The 17,549-nt window shown below is 65.1% G+C and carries 15 protein-coding genes and 1 tRNA gene; 10 read left to right on the top strand and 6 right to left on the bottom strand.

Annotated elements, in window-relative coordinates:
* Positions 1–99 precede the first annotated feature (99 nt).
* Entirely contained in the window at positions 100–396 is a 297-nt protein-coding gene (locus I4484_RS14130) for a hypothetical protein (protein ID WP_197447894.1), read from the top strand.
* A gap of 56 nt (positions 397–452) precedes the next feature.
* On the opposite strand, the gene putP is transcribed toward I4484_RS14130, so the two are convergent.
* The 6 genes from putP to I4484_RS14100 all read right to left on the bottom strand — a co-directional run bounded on the left by putP (position 453) and on the right by I4484_RS14100 (position 7,463).
* Entirely contained in the window at positions 453–1,931 is a 1,479-nt protein-coding gene (gene putP / locus I4484_RS14125) for a sodium/proline symporter PutP (RefSeq protein ID WP_197447893.1), read from the bottom strand.
* Between the two features lie 42 nt (positions 1,932–1,973).
* Complete coding sequence (putA, locus tag I4484_RS14120; RefSeq protein ID WP_197447892.1) at positions 1,974–5,165, bottom strand: bifunctional proline dehydrogenase/L-glutamate gamma-semialdehyde dehydrogenase PutA; 3,192 nt, start codon at positions 5,163–5,165, stop codon at positions 1,974–1,976.
* 178 nt (positions 5,166–5,343) lie between these two features.
* Positions 5,344–6,156 (bottom strand): AraC family transcriptional regulator, encoded by an 813-nt coding sequence (locus I4484_RS14115; protein ID WP_197447891.1) that lies wholly within the window; start codon positions 6,154–6,156, stop codon positions 5,344–5,346.
* Between the two features lie 61 nt (positions 6,157–6,217).
* Positions 6,218–6,592, bottom strand: coding sequence for a hypothetical protein (locus I4484_RS14110; protein ID WP_197447890.1), 375 nt, complete (start codon positions 6,590–6,592; stop codon positions 6,218–6,220).
* A 50-nt stretch (positions 6,593–6,642) separates the two neighbouring features.
* A tRNA-Gly gene (locus I4484_RS14105) sits at positions 6,643–6,716 on the bottom strand.
* A gap of 339 nt (positions 6,717–7,055) precedes the next feature.
* Positions 7,056–7,463 carry a CBS domain-containing protein gene (locus I4484_RS14100; RefSeq protein ID WP_197447889.1) on the bottom strand — a complete coding sequence of 136 codons (408 nt, stop codon included), beginning with the start codon at positions 7,461–7,463 and terminating at the stop codon, positions 7,056–7,058.
* Between the two features lie 223 nt (positions 7,464–7,686).
* Between I4484_RS14100 and I4484_RS14095 the strand changes: the two genes are divergently transcribed.
* From I4484_RS14095 to I4484_RS14055, 9 genes are all read left to right on the top strand, one after another.
* Complete coding sequence (locus tag I4484_RS14095) at positions 7,687–8,220, top strand: YqaE/Pmp3 family membrane protein (protein ID WP_197447888.1); 534 nt, start codon at positions 7,687–7,689, stop codon at positions 8,218–8,220.
* Positions 8,221–8,658: 438 nt separating this feature from the next.
* Positions 8,659–9,747, top strand: a complete 1,089-nt coding sequence (locus I4484_RS14090) for an ABC transporter ATP-binding protein (RefSeq protein ID WP_197447887.1) — start codon at positions 8,659–8,661, stop codon at positions 9,745–9,747.
* Positions 9,747–10,844 (top strand): ABC transporter ATP-binding protein, encoded by a 1,098-nt coding sequence (locus I4484_RS14085; protein WP_197447886.1) that lies wholly within the window; start codon positions 9,747–9,749, stop codon positions 10,842–10,844. Before I4484_RS14090 ends, I4484_RS14085 begins: the two co-directional genes overlap by 1 nt.
* The gene (locus I4484_RS14080; protein ID WP_197447885.1) at positions 10,841–11,725 is read left to right on the top strand and encodes a carbohydrate ABC transporter permease; all 885 of its coding nucleotides are present in this window, start codon (positions 10,841–10,843) and stop codon (positions 11,723–11,725) included. Before I4484_RS14085 ends, I4484_RS14080 begins: the two co-directional genes overlap by 4 nt.
* 1 nt (position 11,726) lies before the next feature.
* The gene (locus I4484_RS14075; RefSeq protein WP_197447884.1) at positions 11,727–12,620 is read left to right on the top strand and encodes a carbohydrate ABC transporter permease; all 894 of its coding nucleotides are present in this window, start codon (positions 11,727–11,729) and stop codon (positions 12,618–12,620) included.
* Positions 12,621–12,636: 16 nt separating this feature from the next.
* A complete protein-coding gene (locus I4484_RS14070; RefSeq protein ID WP_197447883.1) occupies positions 12,637–12,909 on the top strand; it encodes a DUF2160 domain-containing protein in 273 nt (90 codons plus the stop codon).
* Between the two features lie 62 nt (positions 12,910–12,971).
* Positions 12,972–14,714, top strand: a complete 1,743-nt coding sequence (locus I4484_RS14065; RefSeq protein WP_197447882.1) for an ABC transporter substrate-binding protein — start codon at positions 12,972–12,974, stop codon at positions 14,712–14,714.
* 154 nt (positions 14,715–14,868) lie between these two features.
* Entirely contained in the window at positions 14,869–16,569 is a 1,701-nt protein-coding gene (locus I4484_RS14060) for a glycerol-3-phosphate dehydrogenase/oxidase (RefSeq protein WP_197447881.1), read from the top strand.
* Positions 16,570–16,627: 58 nt separating this feature from the next.
* On the top strand, positions 16,628–17,497 hold the full coding sequence (locus tag I4484_RS14055) for a carboxylate/amino acid/amine transporter (protein ID WP_197447880.1): 870 nt from the start codon (positions 16,628–16,630) through the stop codon (positions 17,495–17,497).
* The last annotated feature ends 52 nt before the right edge of the window (positions 17,498–17,549 follow it).

Below are 17,549 nucleotides of genomic sequence, written 5' to 3'. Positions count from 1 at the left end.
TAACGTGCTACGCGATGTACAAATATTGTTGTGACGCAGCATGGCGCGGGGAGGCATGAAGGGCTAAGCCTTGGGGTAGGAGTCCACGGGAGAGGCACGATGTTGTCTGAAGTTCAGGGTCGCTCGACGTGGTTGACGCTGGCGGCCATGCTGGTGGCCGCGGCGCTGGCCTTATGGCTGTTGATCCGCCCCGAGCTGCTCAGCGGCCTGTCGATGGTGTGGCGCATGCCGGCCATCGGCCTGGGCGTCTGGGCGCTGGGCGCGGCCTTCATGCAGGCGCTGGGGCTCGAGTTTCGCCGCCACTGGCTACGGCGCGCGACCTGCCCTCCGGTGAGCCTGGTGGCGCTGGGGGCCTTTACCCTGCTGGTGGCGATGCGCGCCTTCTGGCTGGCATGAGCGGAAAGACGAGAAAGCCGCCCGGAGGCGGCTTTCTCATGGCAGGTGACGGTCAATCACGCCTCGTCGAAGGTGTCGAAGTCGGCGGTCACGCGCAGGTCCGGCTCCTCGGTGGCCAGGCTCGCCACTACGATGGCGAGGTAGGCCAGGATGACGCCCGGGACGATCTCGTAGAGGTCGAAGATGCCGCCGGACAGCTCGGCCCAGACCACCACGGTGACGCCGCCCACCACGATGCCGGCCAGTGCGCCCCACTTGTTCATGCGACGCCAGTAGAGCGACATGATCAGCGCCGGGCCGAAGGCGGCACCGAAGCCGGCCCAAGCGTAGGCGACCAGGTCGAGCACGGTGGCATCGGGGTTGAGTGCCAGCAGGTAGGCCAGGACGGCAATGGCGATGACGGCCAGGCGGCCTACCCACACCAGCTCGGTCTGGCTGGCATCCTTGCGGAAGATCGCCTTGTAGAAGTCGTCGGTCAGCGCCGAGGAGGAGACCAGCAGCTGGGAATCGGCGGTGGACATGATCGCGGCCAGGATGGCAGCGAGCAGGATGCCGGCGATCACCGGATGGAAGATCAGGTTGACCATGACCATGAACACGGTCTCGCCGTCGGCCAGGTCGCGCTGCACGAAGCCCACCCCGAGCAGTCCCACGGCCACCGAGCTGATCAGGGCAATGGCGGTCCAGGTCACCGCGATGCGGCGTGCGGCGGGGATGTCGCGATCGCTGCGGATGGCGGCGAAGCGCGCCAGGATGTGCGGCTGGCCGAAGTAGCCCAGGCCCCAGGCCAGCGAGCTGACGATGCCAATGAAGCTCAGTGCCTCGCCGGTGGAGGCATCGCGGAACCAGGAGAGCATGTAGTCGCTCTCGGCGGCGAGCGCGGCGCCGGCGCCGCTGGTGCCACCCAGGTCGCCGAAGGCGATGATCGGCACGATGGCGAGCGCCGCGGCCATCATCAGGCCCTGGATCAGGTCGGTCCACGAAACCGCCAGGAAGCCGCCGAAGAAGGTGTAGGAGATCACCGCGATGGTGCCGATGGTGACTGCCACCGAGTAGTCGTAGCCGAAGACCGTCTCGAACAGCCGGCCGCCGGCGACCAGGCCGGAGCTGGTGTAGAAGAGGAAGAACATCAGGATGAACACCGCCGAGATCACCCGTAGCAGCTGCGACTTGTCGCGGAAGCGATTGGCGAAGTACTCGGGCAGCGTCAGCGCATCGCTGACCTTGAAGCTGTAAAGACGCAGGCGACGCGCCACGACCAACCAGTTGAGCCAGGTGCCGATCAGCAGGCCGATAGCGATCCAGCTCGCCGAGATGCCGCTGACGTAGGCGGCGCCCGGCAGGCCGAGCAGCAGCCAGCCCGACATGTCCGAGGCACCGGCCGAGATCGCCGAGGTCCAGGGGCCGAGCGAGCGGCCACCGAGGATATAGTCGGAAAGGTTGGTGGTGCGTTTGTAGGCAACGATACCGATGCCCAGCATCACGATGAGGTACACCGCGAAGGTGAAGCCGATAGCCATGTTGTTCTCAACCATTGGGGGTTCCTTCAGTGTTCTTGTGGTAAAAGACGAGCCTTGTCACTCGTCTCCCAGCGCAAGCAGTGACGCGTTGCCGCCCAGCGCGGCGGTATTGACGGTCACGGTCTTCTCCGTGGCGAAGCGCAGCAGGTAGTGCGGCCCGCCCGCCTTGGGTCCGGTGCCGGAAAGACCCTGTCCGCCGAACGGCTGAACGCCCACGACGGCGCCGATGATATTCCGGTTTATGTACACATTGCCAACGCGAATCCTCTGAGCAACGAGCTGTGCAAAGGATTCATTGCGGCTATGCACGCCGAACGTCAGCCCGTAACCCTTGGCGTTGATCGATTCGAGTACCTGCTCGATCTCGCTGGCCTTGTAGCGCACTACGTGCAGCACCGGGCCGAACTGCTCCCGCTCGAGAGCGTCGATGGCATCGATGCGGAAGGCCACCGGCGGCACGAAGGTGCCATGGGCGGTATGGGCCGGATCCAGCCGGGTCTCGGCCAACAGGCGGCCTTCTCCCTTCAGCCTCTCGATATGGGCCAGCAGGTTACTGCGCGCATCCTCGTCGATCACCGGCCCCACATCGGTACCCAGGTCGCGGGGGTCGCCGACGTGCAGCTCCTCCATGGCGCCGCGCAGGATCTCGATGACCCGGTCGGCCACGTCGTCCTGCAGGTAGAGCACGCGCAGGGCGCTGCAGCGCTGGCCGGCGCTCTGGTAGGCGGACTGGACCACGTCGGCGACGACCTGCTCCGGCAGGGCGGTGGAGTCGACGATCAGCGCGTTCATGCCGCCGGTCTCGGCGACCAGCGCCGGCAGCGGGGCGTTGTCACGGGCTGCCAGGGCGCGATTGATGATCTGGGCGGTATCGGTGCCGCCGGTGAAGGCAACACCGGTGATGCGCGGGTCGGAGGTGAGGACGCTGCCCACGGTGGGGCCGTCGCCCGGCAGCAGCTGCACCACGTCGCGCGGCATGCCGGCTTCGTAGAGCAGCTCGACCACGCGATGCGCGACGATGGAGGTCTGCTCGGCGGGCTTGGCCAGTACGCTGTTGCCGGCCACGGCGGCGGCCACCATCTGACCGCAGAAGATCGCCACCGGGAAGTTCCACGGGCTGATCGCGGCGAACACCCCCTTGCCGCTCAGCATCAGGCGGTTCGATTCGCCGGTGGGGCCGGGCAGTTCGAGCGGCTCGCCGAATTGCTCCTCGGCGCGCATGGCGTAGTAGCGGCAGAAGTCCACCGCCTCGCGGATCTCGTCGACGCCATCGGTGAGCAGCTTGCCGCCCTCGCGCGAGCACAGCGTCATCAGCTCGGCCAGGTTCTCTTCCATCAGGTCGCCCAGGCGGCGAATGATGGCGGCGCGCTCGGCGACCGGCGTGGCTTCCCAGCGCGGGAAGGCGGCCCAGGCAGCATCCACCGCGCGCGCGGCCTGGTCGCGGCTGGTCCACTGCACGCTGCCGACCCGCTGACGGCGGTCGTAGGGGCTGAACACCTCATGCACGTTGGCCGGGTCGCGCTCCACCTCGAAGGCCAGCAGGGGCCCGACGTCGTAGCTGCGCTCCATGAAACCCGACATGGCCTTCATCAGCGGGTCGTAATGGCTGCGCACGTTGAGGTTGACTCCCCTTGAGTTGCGTCGTTTTTCACCATAGATGTCCTTGGGCAGCGGAATCCGCGGATTGGCGAAGGTGCGGTACTGGCCCAGCGTCTCCACCGGATGCACGCACAGCGTTTCCACCGGCACCTTGGGGTCGACCAGCTGGTGCACGAACGAGGAGTTGGCGCCGTTCTCCAGCAGGCGGCGCACCAGATAGGGCAGCAGATCCTTGTGGGCGCCCACCGGGGCGTAGATACGGCAGTAGGTGCCCTTGGGCGCACGCTTGAGGGCCGCATCGTAGAGCGCCTCGCCCATGCCGTGCAGACGCTGGAACTCGAAGGGGCGGGTGGCTTCGTTACCCATCTCGAGGATGGTGCTGATGGTGTGGGCGTTGTGGGTGGCGAACTGCGGGAAGATGCGGCCGCGAGTCTGGTCGGAAAGCAGGAAGCGGGCGCAGACCAGGTAGGCCACGTCGGTGCACGCCTTGCGCGTGTAGACCGGATAGCCCTCGACGCCGAGCTGCTGCGACTCCTTGATCTCGCTGTCCCAGTAGGCGCCCTTGACCAGGCGTACGGGGATTTCGTCGCCCTGGCGCTCGGCCAGGCGGTTGAGGTAATGCAGTACCGGCAGCGCACGCTTGGAGTAGGCCTGCACCACCAGGCCGAAATGGCCCCAGCCCTGGCAGGTATCGCTCTCGTAAACGGCGCGGAACACCTCCAGCGACAGCTCCAGGCGATCGACCTCCTCGGCGTCGATGGTCAGCGCCACGTCGCGCTGGCGAGCCATGTCGGCCAGTTCGCGCACGCTGCCCACCAGTTCGCGCAGGACCTGCTCGCGGCGACCGAACTCGTAGCGCGGGTGGAGCGCCGAGAGCTTGATCGACACGGAGGGCGCCGGGGTACGTTCGGTGAGGTTGGTGCTGGTCAGGCCGACCCGTTCGATGGCGCGCGCATAGTCGTCGAAGTAGCGCTTGGCATCGGTCCGGGTCCGCGCCGCCTCGCCGAGCATGTCGTAGGAGTAGGTGTAGCCCTTGTCGAACAGGGGGCGGGAGCGCTTCAGTGCCTCGTCGATGTCGCGGCCGAGCACGAACTGCTTGCCCATGATCTTCATCGCCTCGTACATGGCGCGACGAATCACCGGCTCGCCCATGCGGTTGACCATGCGGTTGATGAAGCCCGAGGGCTTGCCGTCACGCGGCTTGTCGAGGGTGACCACGTGGCCGGTCATCAGCAGTCCCCAGGTCGAGGCGTTGACCAACCAGGAATCGCTCTGTCCGACGTGGGCCTTCCAGTCGGCGGGGCCTAGCTTGTCCTCGATCAGCGCATCGGCGGTGGCCGTGTCGGGAATACGCAGCATGGCTTCGGCCAGGCACATCAGCATCAGGCCTTCGTGGGTATCGAGGCTGTACTGCTGCAGCAGCTGATCGATCGTGTCGACCGCAGTGTCCATCTCGCGCACTTCGCGGACCAGCTCGGCGGTCTTGCCCGCAATGCGCCGGAAGTCTTCGGGATTGGCGCTGAGCACCTCGACCAGTTCCTTGACGAAGGTTTCTTCGTCCACGATGTAATGGTCGCTGATGCGCGAGAACAGGGTATCGAGATCCTGCTGCCAGGAGGCAGTGTCCAGCATTGTTTTGGCGTTGAGCATATGAATTCCCCGAATGTCACCCGTCCTGAAACGGCAAGAGCCATGCGCCAGGCGGTCTACCCGAGCATGGGTGCGTCATCCTTGACTGTAGGGGGCGTACGCCGGGCCTGCTTGTCAAAAACCCCGGAGTATTTGCAGAATTCGCGGAACTTGGCGATGCGGGGATTGCAATTACGACTTAAGTCGTATGTTGTAATCGGTTGGAAGCGAGGGCCGTGGCGCTGTCCGGTTGGGCACGGCGAAGCTGGCTCGGCGGGCAGCCGTAGGCGCTGCGGAACGCATGGGACAGGGCGCTCTGGTGGGCAAAGCCGGTGTGCAGGGCGATCTGCGACAGCGGCATACGGCTCTCCGCGAGCAGCTGCCGGGCCGCTTCCAGGCGACGCCGGCGTACGTACTGCCAGGGCGACAGGCCGGTCTGCTCGCGAAAGCGGCTGCGGAAGTGGGCCTCGCTGAGGCATGCCTGGGCGGCAAGGTCGGCCACCGTGATGGGCGAAGACAAGTGACTGTCGATGAAATGGTCGAGCTTGACCAGATCGAGCCGACGCATCGACGGCTGTGGCGTCTCTCCGCCAAGCCTGGCGTGCAGGCAGCCGAGAAAGGTCGCCGCCAGCCGGTCGCTCTGGGCGGTGTTCAGGCTCGCTTGGCCGCTGGCCTGCTCGAGCAGGAGGAAGTCCAGGTAGTGCTTGAGCGGCTTGTCGAGGGCGAAAAAGCGCGGCGCATCGAACAATCGTGACAGCTCATGGTGATAGCCGGTGAGCGAGGGGGCGTTGGCGGGCAGGTCGAGTATGAGCTGGCGGTTCTCGCCCTGGCCCATGTAGTAGTGCACGTGGTTGGCGGGTACGATGCAGCCCGACAATGCCGAGATCGCCCCTCCCAGGCCTTCGATCTCGAATTCCGCCCGCCCCTGCAGACCGATGACGATCTGATGAAAATCGTGCGCGTGGTGCTGGGTAGCGGTATCGAGCGGCGTCTGGCGTATGACACTGGGCATATGAAGCTCCCGTGTGCTGGCTATCGCACCCGAGCATACCATACTCGGCGTCTGTTCGACGCTAAGGCTGGTTGCGCTGCCGCTCGCGCAGGCGCTGGTGGGCAGCCAGATGGGAGCGCAGCGCAGCCAGCTCCTCTTGGCCGGTCTTGTCGAGCAGCGGCTTGCCTTGGGCGACCTGCCAGGGGCGGCCATGCTCCTGCATCAGATGCTGGGCACGGCGCCTCACGCCGTCGAGGTAGTCGTCGTGGCGGATCGGGTAGTTGATCACCAGGTTCCACTCGTTCTCCCCGACCTGGTTGTCCAACGCCTTGTCGAACAGCTCGAGCAGCTGCTCCGGCTCGGTGCGATAGCGCGGTGTGCGCGAGAACAGCAGGATCAGCACCACGCCGCCGATGACGAACAGACAGACGGCGAAGATAAGCAGGAACAGAGCCATGGGGAAGCCACGCTGGGAAGAGGCGAACCGGCCGCCGCAGCGGCGGCTGCTGGAGCGGGTGAAGGGAATCGAACCCTCGTCTTAAGCTTGGGAAGCTTCTGCTCTACCATTGAGCTACACCCGCAGAGCGGATTCGATAGTAAAACCAAGGGGTTGAGCTTTGCAAGCGGGACGGTGAAATTCTCCTTTCCCGAGCGATAAGTGCTTGTTTTCCACGAGCGACAAAAAAATTAACGAACAGTGGCGAACTTTTTTGCTTGCTGCTGTCATATCTGGTACAGGCAACAGCGCGATGGCAGTCGCTAACACTGTTGCTCTGGCTCGCAGTTTCGATCTTTGCCGCCCATGGTCTCCATGGGCGGTTTTTTGTCTGTCGCTTACGTCGAGGGTTCAGGCGAACGAACGAGCCCTGCCGCCGGGCAGGGCTCGTTCGTTTCCGGGGTGGGGCGGCGGGGCGCCGGCTTCAGCTGTATCGCATGCGCAGGATGGCGGTCAGCACGTCGCGACGGGTCACGATGCCGCACAGGCGACCCTGCTCGGTCACAGGGAACACCTTGGGCTTCTGGCCCAGCATCTCCTGGGCCAGGTCGGTGATGCTCTTGGTGGGCGAAACGGAGAGCACCTCGTTGCGCATCAGCTCCTTGACCAGGGGGGCTTCGTCGTTCAGGTAGGCGCTCTGGAGCAGCTTGCCCATCACGTCCTGCTCGGAGATGAAGCCGATCAACTGGTCGTGATCGTCGACGACCGGCACGCCAGGCAGGCGATGCAGGGCCAATCCTTCGGCCAGGGTGATGATCGACGTGTTGCCGGTGACCCGGTAGCAATCCCGGGACATGATCTCGCGAACGATGGTAGGGGCCCTGTTGGGCATGGCGCATCTCCTTGTTTCGATCGCTCTTGGCGGGATATCTACAGCATAGCCGAGTCGACCCGGATATAAGGTAGGTCTTCAACATCTTGCCAACGCTGGTGCCGGGCGCGGGCGAAGGCCGCGACGGAACATGGCCGGGGCCGGGTGGCTCCAAATAGGGTGAGGGTAGGCTAGCTTGTGAGGCAGAGGCGGCAAACCGGATGCTCGAGAGCGGGAGGTGGACATGGATGCACGCGAATATCTGGCGAGAAAGGGGCTCGATGGCAGTCGGGACGAGGAGCGCCCCAACACCCTGGAGGAGAAGGCTTGGGAGCGCGCACGTGAGGCGGGCGGACACCAGCCGCGCGCCGGTACGCCCTTCGACTGGGAGGACTGGGAGCGCTATCACGAGGCGCTGGCCGAGGGGGCGGAAGCCATCGACCAGAAGTTCGATCACCAGGCACATCGCCAGGCCGGACAAACCGCCCGGACCGAACGCGAAGCGAGCACCGCGGTAGAGACGTACATCCCCTCGACAGACGCCGGGCCGGCCACCGGCGATGCGCGGCAGGCGCGGGCTCCTACGTCGTCAGCCTGGCAGGCGTCGGCCGCGCTTCGCTTCTCCTACAAGGCGCTTGCCGTGCTGCTGCCGCCGCTGGCCGTTGGCCTTGCGCAAGGAGGAGGGCGCCGTGTGATCGTCTGCCTGTGTCTCACGCTGCTGGGCTGGGTGCCGGGCTGTATCTATGCCTGGTCATGGTTGAGGCGCAGGCTGGGCTGATCGGGGCCGCGCGCATGCCATCTTCGGAACCGAACAGTGTCGCCTCAAACGAAAGGACAGCGCCGAGCGACACCGGGAGGGAAGCGTCCGCTGCCGCCTGGCATCTTTCCAGATTAGACCATGGTCTAGGTACTTATTCGAACACGAGCGTTGCCGCTCAGCGCTCTCTGGGCTAGTCTCGCTATCGTAAATCGAACATTTGAGGTTCGTTTTCGTTCAAAATCGAACATTGGTGCCTTTCCCTGTTCGTTTGCCGCGACCTCAATGAGTAACGACCCGACAAGAACAACAGGGCGAGACCATGTCCCACCCATTCCCTACGAGCAAGACACGACCGCTTCCCAGGCCGTCTCGAGGCACGCCTGCCGCTGGACGGTCGAGTCGGAGTGCCCGCGCCGCTTCCTACAACGACTCCAACACGATGGCAAAGAGTTCAGCATGTCTCTGATACTGGAAAACATCGACCACGTGGTCAATGGGGCCACACATATCGAGGGGGTCAACCTCGAGTTGGCTCCCGGCTCCTTCAACGTCCTGCTGGGAAGAACGCTGGCCGGCAAGACGACGCTGATGCGGATCATGGCCGGCCTCGAGACCCCGACGCGAGGCCGCGTGCTGATGCATGGCGAAGACGTGACGCGCAAATCGGTACGCAAGCGCAACGTCTCGATGGTCTATCAGCAGTTCATCAACTACCCGGGCCTCAGCGTCTTTGACAACATCGCCTCGCCGCTCAAGCTGGCGCGCGTGCCGGCGGAGGAGATTCGTCAGCGGGTCCACGAGACCGCCACCATGCTGCACATCGAGCATCTGCTCGAACGCTACCCGGCGGAACTCTCCGGCGGCCAGCAGCAGCGTACCGCCATGGGCCGGGCGTTGGTCAAGGACGCCGACCTGATTCTGTTCGACGAGCCGCTGGTCAACCTCGACTACAAGCTGCGCGAGGAGTTCCGCGAGGAGCTGCGCGAACTGTTCAAGGCGCGCAACTGCATCGCCGTGTACGCCACCACCGAGCCCAACGAGGCGCTGGCGCTGGGTGGGCACACCGCCGTGCTGCACGAGGGGCGCCTGCTGCAGTACGGCCCCACCGAGGACGTCTACCATCGCCCGCGCGACGTGCTGACCGCCGAGATGTTCTCCGAACCGCCCATCAACGTCGTGCCGGCGATGGTGTCGGGCTCGGAGGTCACCTTCGACCGCGACGTGCATTTCCCGCTCAATCGGGATCTGGCGAGCCTGGCGCCGGGCCAGTACCAATTTGGCGTACGCGCCTCTCACATCGGGCTGCAGCGTCAGGCGGAGGACGACCTGGAGTTGAGGATGAAGGTCGATATCGCCGAGATCAGCGGCTCCGAAACCTTCCTGCACGTGCACAACGACCTCTTCCATCTGGTACTGCACCTGGCCGGTATCCATCCGTTTTCCGTCGATCAGGAGATCAAGGTCTATTTTCCGACCCACAAGATCTACGCCTTCGATCGGCATGGCGACGTCGTGCATATCCCCGCACGCCCTGGAGCGCACTGATGGCCCAGATCACTCTCAAGTCGCTGGCGCACAGCTATGCGCCGAATCCCTCGGGCCCCGATGACTATGCCATTCGCGAGATGGAGCACGTGTGGCAGCAGGGAGGCGCCTATGCGTTGCTGGGGCCGTCCGGCTGCGGCAAGTCGACGCTGCTCAATATCATTTCCGGCCTGCTCACGCCTTCGGACGGCCAGGTGCTGTTCGACGACCAGGTCATGAACGAGCTGCCGCCCGAGGAGCGCAACATTGCCCAGGTGTTCCAGTTCCCGGTGGTCTACGACACCATGAGCGTCTACGACAACCTGGCCTTCCCGCTGCGCAACGTGGGTACGCCCGAGGCGAAGGTCCGCGAGCGCGTGGCCGAAGTGGCCGACGTGCTCGATCTGACCTCGCTGCTCAAGCGCAAGGCGCGCAACCTGACCGCCGACGAGAAGCAGAAGGTCTCCATGGGGCGCGGCCTGGTACGCGACGACGTCTCGGCGATCCTCTTCGACGAGCCGCTCACGGTGATCGATCCCCAGCTCAAGTGGAAGCTGCGGCGCAAGCTCAAGGAGATCCACGAGCGCTTCAACATCACCATGATCTACGTGACCCACGACCAGCTCGAAGCCTCGACCTTCGCCGACAAGATCGCGGTGATGTACGAGGGGCAGGTGGTGCAGTTCGGCACCCCACGCGAGCTGTTCGAGACACCCGCGCACACCTTCGTCGGATATTTCATCGGCAGTCCGGGCATGAACCTCATGCCGGTGGCGAGAACCGACAGCGGGGCGCGGGCCGGTACCGTCGACCTGGTCCTTTCCCCGGCGCTTCAGGGCGCCATCCAGCAGGCCCGTTCGCGCAACATCAAGCTCGGCATCCGCCCGGAGTTCGTCGAGGTGCTGGGGAGCCCGGCCGCGGACGCCTACCCGATCGAGATCGACGCCGTCCAGGATCTCGGCACCTACCGCGTCGTGTCGTTCGCGTTCGCCGGCGAGACGTTTCGTGCGCGCCTGGGAGAGGACCAGCCGCTGCCGCCGCGGCAGGCGTTCGTCCGCTTCCCCGCGGCGTGGCTGCACCTTTATATCGACGAGTTCCGCGTGGAGGTGGGGCAATGAACAAGGTCCACGACAATCGGGCATGGTTCCTGATCCTGCCCATGCTGCTGCTGGTGGCGTTCTCGGCCATCATTCCGCTGATGACGGTAGTCAACTACTCGGTCCAGGACGTGTTCGACGCCAATACGCGCTTCTTCACCGGCACCGAGTGGTTCGAGGCGATTCTCAACGACCGCTCCCTGCAGGCGGCACTGCTGCGTCAGTTCGCCTTTTCCTTCACCATCCTGGCGATCGAGGTGCCGCTGGGCATCGGTATCGCCCTGCTGATGCCCAAGCGCGGCTGGCAGGCCTCCGCGGTGCTGATCCTGATCACGCTGCCGCTGCTGATCCCGTGGAACGTGGTGGGCAGCATCTGGCAGCTCTTCACTCGCGGCGACATCGGGCTGATGGGGGTGGGCATCCGTGAGCTGGGCTACCCCTACAACATCACCCGCAACGCTTCGGATGCCTGGGCCACCATCGTGCTGATGGACGTATGGCACTGGACCCCGCTGATCGCCCTGCTGTGCTACAGCGGCCTGCGTGCGATTCCCGACGCCTACTACCAGGCGGCACGCATCGACCGAGCTACGAAGTGGGCCGTGTTCCGCTACATCCAGCTGCCCAAGCTGACCAACGTACTGGTGATCGGCGTGCTGCTGCGCTTCATGCACTCTTTCATGATCTACGCCGAGCCGTTCGTGCTCACCGGCGGCGGCCCGGGCAGTTCCACCACCTTCCTCAGCCAGTCGCTGACCACCATGGCCATCGCGCAGCAGGATCTGGGGCCCTCTGCCGCCTTTTCGCTGATCTACTTCCTCATCATCCTGCTGGTCTGCTGGATCTTCTACACCGCCATCATGAACAGCCAGAAAGACCACACCGCTCAGGGAGGAGCCTGACATGACCCGCTCCGTACCGACCACGCCCGAAAGCGTACGCCAGCAGGCCGCCGAAAGCGCCGCGCGGCGACGCAAGCAGGCACGCTCCGCGACCATTCGCTGGCGTCGCCGCACGTTGCTCGGGCTCTATCTCGTCTTCGTGCTGCTGCCGATCTACTGGCTGCTCAATATCTCGTTCCAGACCAACAGCGAGATTCTCGGCAGCTTCTCGTTCTGGCCGCAGAGTTTCACCCTGGGCAACTACGTCGGCATCTTCACCGATGCCAACTGGTACATGGGCTACGTGAATTCGCTGGCCTACGTGCTGATGAACATGCTGATCAGCATCTCGGTGGCGCTGCCCGCCGCCTACGCCTTCAGCCGTTTCACGTTCATCGGCGACAAGCACCTGTTCTTCTGGCTGCTGACCAACCTCATGGCGCCGCCGGCGGTGTTCCTGCTGCCTTACTTCCAGCTCTACTACTCGGTGGGCTTGTTCGATACCCATATCGCCGTGGCGCTGGCCCACTGCCTGTTCAACATTCCGCTGGCGGTGTGGATCCTCGAGGGCTTCATGAGCAGCGTGCCCAAGGAGGTCGACGAAACCGCCTACATCGACGGCTACAGCTTTCCGCGCTTCTTCGTCACGATCTTCCTGCCCATGATCCGCTCGGGGATCGGCGTGACGCTGTTCTTCCTGTTCATGTTCTCCTGGGTGGAGTTGCTGCTCTCTCGCACCCTGACCGCCACCAACGCGCAGCCGATCGCCTCGATCATGACGCGCACCTCGACCGCCTCGGGGATCGACTGGGGCACCCTGGCCGCTGCCGGCGTACTGACCATCGTCCCGGGCATCGTGGTGGTCTATTTCGTGCGCAACCACATCGCCAAGGGCTTCGCCCTGGGCCGTACCTGAAGGGGAGGAAACCACGATGGAATGGATGGTCTGGACCCTGCCCACGGCAATCTTCTTCTCCGTCATCGCTGCCATCCTGTGCGCCATGACGGCCTGGGAGCTGGCGTCCCCCAGCGTTGAACGGCGCGGCTTCCTGCCGATCGCCACCACCCGCGGTGACCGGCTCTTCATCGGGCTGCTCTCCGCCGCCTACGTCCACCTGGCGGTGGTCGGTTTCACCGAGCTCTCGATTTGGTTTGCCCTGGGGATCTCCGTCCTCTGGTTGCTGGTGCTGATGCGCTGGGGCTGAACCAAGGCCGTACGGACGATAACCACGTCAAGGATGACATCCACACGCAGAACGAGGTCAACATGAAGAATAAAAGGATCCAACTGACGGCGATCGCGGGCGGCCTGATGCTCGCCTCGGCCGGCCTGCACGCCCAATCAGACGATGCACGCGCGATCGCCGAACGGCTGGTCGACGAGCACTTCCAGAACTCGACGCTCTCCCGCGAGGAGCAGATCGAGGAACTGCTGTGGTTCGCCGAGGCCGCGGAGTCGTTTCGTGGCATGGAGATCAATACCGTCGCCGAGGGCCTCACCACGCACGTCTGGGAGCGCGACGTGCTGGCACCCGCCTTCGAGGAACTCACTGGTATCCGGGTTACCCACAACATCATCGGCGAGGGCGATGTGGTGGACAACATGCAGACCCAGATGCAGACCGGACGCAACATCTACGACGCCTACGTCAACGACTCGGATGCCATCGGCACGCATATCCGCTACGGCACTACCGTCAACCTGACCCAGGCGATGGAGAACGAGTGGAAGGACTACACCCTGCCGACGCTGGATCTCGATGACTTCATCGGCCTGCAGTATGGCACCGGGCCCGACGGCAACCTCTATCAACTGCCCGACCAGCAGTTCGCCAACCTCTACTGGTTCCGCTACGACTGGTTCCAGCGCGAGGACCTGCAGGAGCAGTTCCGCGAGATCTATGGCTACGACCTGGGCGTGCCGACCAACTGGACCGCCTACGAGGACATCGCCGAATTCTTCACCGAGCACGTTGGCGAGATCGACGGCGAACGGGTCTACGGCCATATGGACTATGGCCGCCGCGACCCGTCGCTGGGCTGGCGCTTCCACGACTCCTGGCTCTCCATGGCCGGCATGGGCAGCCCCGGCGTGCCGTTCGGCAACCCGGTGGACGACTGGGGCATTCGCGTCGACGAGGAGAGCCGTCCGGTGGGCGCCAGCGTCAGTCGCGGCGGGGCGACCAACTCACCGGCGGCGGTCTTCGCCGTGACCAAGATGGTCGAGTGGCTGGACAAGTACGCGCCGCCCGAAGCGCAGGGCATGACCTTCGGCGAGGCCGGGCCCGTACCCGCCCAGGGCAACATCGCCCAGCAGATCTTCTGGTATACCGCCTTCACCGCCGACATGACCGACCCGGGGCTGCCGGTCACCGATGACGAGGGCAACCCCAAGTGGCGCATGGCGCCGTCGCCCACCGGACCGTACTGGGAGGAGGGCATGAAGGTGGGCTATCAGGACGTGGGCTCCTGGACCTTCTTCGATTCCACCCCGGAGGACCGGCGCACCGCGGCCTGGCTGTTCGCCCAGTTCGCCGTCTCCAAGAGCGTGTCGCTGGAGAAGCTGATGGCCGGCCTCACGCCGATTCGCGAGTCCGACATCTTCTCCGATCAGATGAGCGAGATGGCACCGAAGCTGGGGGGGCTGGTGGAGTTCTATCGCAGCCCCAATGAGTCCAACTGGACCCCGTCCTCGACCAACGTGCCCGACTACCCGCGCATGGCGCCGCTGTGGTGGCAGAATCTGGCACCCGCGGTCAGCGGCGAGGTCACGCCCCAGGAGGCGCTCGACGACTTGGCCGGCGAGCTCGACAGCATCATGGCACGTCTGGCGCGCGCCAACGTGTTCGAGGCCTACCCGCCGATGCTCAACGAGGAGCGCGACCCGGAGGAGTGGCTGTCGCAGGAGGGCTCGCCCAAGGCCAAGCTGGACGACGAGATGCCGCAGGGCACCACCGTGCCTTACGACGAGATGATGGAGGAGTGGATGGCCGCCGGTACACGTCAGTAAGCAGCCGGCGTCGGGCGAGGCGCCCGACGCGGCCAGGGCCCGGCCACCGCGCCGGGCCGACAACGAACCACGTGTTTCCGGTAGCCCGTCCGGGTCATTCCAGGCCCCGTTCGGCGCTCGCCGAACGGGGCCTTTGCTTGTAAAAGGTCCGCACATGGAACTGCGTAGCAGTAACGTCGAGAAACTCGGCGGCGAGGCGTTCGACGTCCTGATCGTGGGTGGCGGGATCAACGGCGCGGCCTCGGCGGCCGCTCTGGCCGGCAAGGGCGTGCGGGTCGCGCTGATCGACCGCGGCGACTTCGCCGGCAGCACCAGTATGCACTCCTCCAATCTGGTGTGGGGCGGTATCAAGTACATGGAGAGCCGCGACTTCGCGCTGGTGAGAAAACTCTGCTTGAGTCGCAATCACCTGATCCGGAGCTATCCCGCCTCGGTGCAGGAGATTCGCTTCCTGACTACCATCACGCGGGGGTTCCGCTACCACCCGCGCTACCTGTGGGCCGGTGCCTGGCTCTACTGGCTGATCGGTAACGGTTTCACCCGCATACCGCGCTTCCTCTCGCCCCGAGCGATCCGCAACAGCGAAGCGATCATCGACACGCGCGAGGCCGTGGGCGGTTTCGAGTACTCCGACGCCTACCTTCACGACAACGACGCCCGCTTCGTCTTCAACTTCGTGCGCGGGGCGCTCAACTACGGCGCCGTGGCGGCGAATTACGTCGAGTCGCTGGGGGCGCGACGCGAGGGCAGTGATTGGGTGACGCAGGCTCGCGACGTCGTCACCGGGCGGGAGCTCGTCATTCGCTCCAAGGTCCTGATCAACGCTGCCGGGCCCTGGGTCGACGAGCACAACGGCCTCACCGGTCAGGCCACGCGTCATCGTCATGCCTACTCCAAGGGCATCCACCTGATCGTGCCGCGCTTGACCGACAATCATCGGGTGCTGGCGTTCTTCGCCGACGATGGACGGCTGTTCTTCGTCATCCCCATGGGGCCGCGAACCTGTATCGGCACCACCGACACCCGCGTCGAACGGCCCGATGTGAGCGCGAGCGAGGCCGACATTCGCTTCGTGCTCGACAATATCAACAAGCGTCTCGAGCTCGACCGGCCGCTGGACAAGGAGGACATCATCTCCCTCCGCTGCGGCGTGCGGCCCCTGGCGATCAGGGCCGAAGGCGACGGCGGGCGCGACTTCCTGCAGCTCTCGCGCAAGCACGCCATCGACGTCAATCCACACGATGCCCACCTGAGCATCTTCGGCGGCAAGCTCACCGACTGCCTCAACGTGGGCGAGGAGATCGTCGCCGCGGTCGGTGACATGGGCATCGAGGTGCCCTATCCGAAGCACCGCTGGTACGGTGAGCCGCCCGATCAGGTGCGCCGCCAGTTCCTGCACCAGGCGAGGCTGATGCACCTCGACGAGCTGACCGCGGCCGACGCCTCCGAGCCGCTGTCAAGCCGGCTGTGGCGGCGCTACGGTACCCACGCGCTGGAGATGCTCGAGGAGATCCGCGAGGACCCGCGCCAGGCCGAGGCGCTGATCGAGGGCACCGAGTACCTGCGCTGCGAGCTGCACTACGCCAAGCGGCGCGAGATGATCACGCGCCTGGAGGACTTCCTGCGGCGTCGCTCCAAGATCGCCCTGGTGGTGCACGAGGAGACGATGCGCCAGTCTCCGGGGCTGCGCGAGGCGTGTGCGATCCTGTTCGGCGACGAGGCCGAGGCGCGCCTGGAGGAGTATTTTGCCACCACGCGACGCGAGAGGAGCGAGGTGGGGGGCGGCACGGGAGACGATGTGCCCGACACCTGTCCCTCGCGCGCACCCGAGTCGCGGCAGCGAGAGTCGCATTGATGGATCGCCGCTTGGCGGTATAATCACGCGTCAACCCAAAGGAAGAAAGAGGTTAACCGTGGGCTATTTGATCGGCGTCACCGCGCTCTGGGCCTTCTCGTTCTCGCTGATCGGTGTCTATCTCGCCGGCCAGGTGGACAGCTACTTCGCGGTGCTGATGCGCGTCGGCCTGGCGGCCCTGGTGTTCCTGCCGTTCCTGCGGCCGCGGCTGCTGGCCGGGCGTCAGCGCCTGGCGCTGATGGGGCTGGGGGCGGTGCAGCTCGGCGTGATGTACATCTTCTTCTACCAGTCCTTCCTGCTGCTGTCGGTGCCGGAGGTGCTGCTGTTCACCATCTTCACGCCGCTCTATGTGACGCTGCTCGACGACGCGCTGTTCGGCCGCTTCACGCCGTTCTACCTGCTCACCGCCGCCCTGGCCGTGCTGGGGGCCGCGGTGATCCGCTACGACGGGGTCGACAGCGGCTTCTGGCTCGGCTTCCTGGTGGTACAGGGGGCCAATCTCTGCTTCGCGCTGGGTCAGGTGGGCTATCGACGCTTCTCCGTGACGCTGCCCGCCGAGCTGCCGCGCCACAGCGTCTTTGCCTGGTTCTATCTCGGTGCGCTGGTCGTGGCACTGCCGGCCTTCGCCCTGCTCGGCAATACCGCGGCGCTGCCCGCCACGCCAGTGCATTGGGGCGTTCTCGCCTGGCTGGGCCTGGTGGCCTCGGGCCTTGGCTACTTCTTCTGGAACCTGGGGGCGACCCGGGTGGATGCCGGCGCGCTGGCAATCATGAACAACGCCCTGATCCCCGCCGGGCTGCTGGTCAATCTGGTGATCTGGAACCGCGACGCCGACCTGCTGCGGTTGGGACTGGGTGGGGCGATCATCGTCGGCTCGCTGGTGCTCAACGAATGGTGGCTGCGCCGTCGCACCCCCGCCGCTGCCTGAGCCGAGTTTGCCCGCCCTGCACCCAGCCTCCATAATGAGCGGCCATGATCCG

It is taken from the genome of Halomonas sp. SS10-MC5 (assembly GCF_015992245.1).
Classification (GTDB): domain Bacteria; phylum Pseudomonadota; class Gammaproteobacteria; order Pseudomonadales; family Halomonadaceae; genus Halomonas; species Halomonas sulfidoxydans.
The sequence above is the reverse complement of the archived record's forward strand: the minus strand, read 5'-3'. Positions and strand labels throughout refer to the sequence as shown.

What these genes read in the sequence shown, in the direction of transcription:
- I4484_RS14130 (WP_197447894.1), top strand. Translation starts at nt 100, where the DNA reads ATGTTGTCTGAAGTTCAGGGTCGCTCGACGTGGTTGACGCTGGCGGCC.
- putP (WP_197447893.1), bottom strand. Translation starts at nt 1,931, where the DNA reads ATGGTTGAGAACAACATGGCTATCGGCTTCACCTTCGCGGTGTACCTC.
- putA (WP_197447892.1), bottom strand. Translation starts at nt 5,165, where the DNA reads ATGCTCAACGCCAAAACAATGCTGGACACTGCCTCCTGGCAGCAGGAT.
- I4484_RS14115 (WP_197447891.1), bottom strand. Translation starts at nt 6,156, where the DNA reads ATGCCCAGTGTCATACGCCAGACGCCGCTCGATACCGCTACCCAGCAC.
- I4484_RS14110 (WP_197447890.1), bottom strand. Translation starts at nt 6,592, where the DNA reads ATGGCTCTGTTCCTGCTTATCTTCGCCGTCTGTCTGTTCGTCATCGGC.
- I4484_RS14100 (WP_197447889.1), bottom strand. Translation starts at nt 7,463, where the DNA reads ATGCCCAACAGGGCCCCTACCATCGTTCGCGAGATCATGTCCCGGGAT.
- I4484_RS14095 (WP_197447888.1), top strand. Translation starts at nt 7,687, where the DNA reads ATGGATGCACGCGAATATCTGGCGAGAAAGGGGCTCGATGGCAGTCGG.
- I4484_RS14090 (WP_197447887.1), top strand. Translation starts at nt 8,659, where the DNA reads ATGTCTCTGATACTGGAAAACATCGACCACGTGGTCAATGGGGCCACA.
- I4484_RS14085 (WP_197447886.1), top strand. Translation starts at nt 9,747, where the DNA reads ATGGCCCAGATCACTCTCAAGTCGCTGGCGCACAGCTATGCGCCGAAT.
- I4484_RS14080 (WP_197447885.1), top strand. Translation starts at nt 10,841, where the DNA reads ATGAACAAGGTCCACGACAATCGGGCATGGTTCCTGATCCTGCCCATG.
- I4484_RS14075 (WP_197447884.1), top strand. Translation starts at nt 11,727, where the DNA reads ATGACCCGCTCCGTACCGACCACGCCCGAAAGCGTACGCCAGCAGGCC.
- I4484_RS14070 (WP_197447883.1), top strand. Translation starts at nt 12,637, where the DNA reads ATGGAATGGATGGTCTGGACCCTGCCCACGGCAATCTTCTTCTCCGTC.
- I4484_RS14065 (WP_197447882.1), top strand. Translation starts at nt 12,972, where the DNA reads ATGAAGAATAAAAGGATCCAACTGACGGCGATCGCGGGCGGCCTGATG.
- I4484_RS14060 (WP_197447881.1), top strand. Translation starts at nt 14,869, where the DNA reads ATGGAACTGCGTAGCAGTAACGTCGAGAAACTCGGCGGCGAGGCGTTC.